The 533-nt window shown below is 65.9% G+C and carries 1 protein-coding gene; it reads left to right on the top strand.

Annotation, left to right across the window (positions count from 1 at the left end):
• A partial coding sequence (locus ABS767_RS17565) for an EAL domain-containing protein (protein ID WP_408080779.1) occupies positions 1-533 on the top strand: 533 nt, incomplete at both ends.

The following is a 533-nucleotide window of genomic DNA, read 5'->3' as shown; positions in this document are numbered from 1 at the left end:
CGAAGTCGGAGGGCGGCGGCGTGCATCGCTTCTTCGAAAAGGAAATGGACCGTCACGCGCAAATGCGCCGCGACATGGAGATCGACCTGCGCCGCGCGCTGGCGACCGGCGAGTTCCAGCTTCACTATCAGCCGCTGGTCGATCTGGAGCAGGACCGCATCGTCGCGTTCGAGGCGCTGCTGCGCTGGCAGCATCCGGTGAAGGGCATGGTCTCGCCCGCCGACTTCATCCCGGTCGCCGAGGATATCGGCCTGATCGTTCCGCTCGGCGAATGGGTGCTGCGCGAAGCCTGCATGCAGGCGGCGGCGTGGCCGTCGGATATCAAGGTGGCCGTCAACCTATCTCCGGCGCAATTCCGCAGCCGCAGCCTCACCCAGACCGTGTTCAGCGCGCTTGCGCAGTCGGGCCTGTCGCCGCTGCGGCTGGAGCTCGAAATCACCGAGTCGATCTTCCTGGCGGACAGCGAGGCCAATCTCGCGACGCTGCACCAGTTGCGCGATTTCGGCGTCCGCATCTCGATGGACGATTTCGGC

Origin of the sequence: Sphingomonas plantiphila, assembly GCF_046000505.1 — a bacterium.
In the GTDB taxonomy this organism is placed as follows: domain Bacteria; phylum Pseudomonadota; class Alphaproteobacteria; order Sphingomonadales; family Sphingomonadaceae; genus Sphingomonas; species Sphingomonas plantiphila.
Note: the sequence above shows the minus strand (reverse complement) of the source record. Positions and strands in the feature narration are given on the sequence as shown.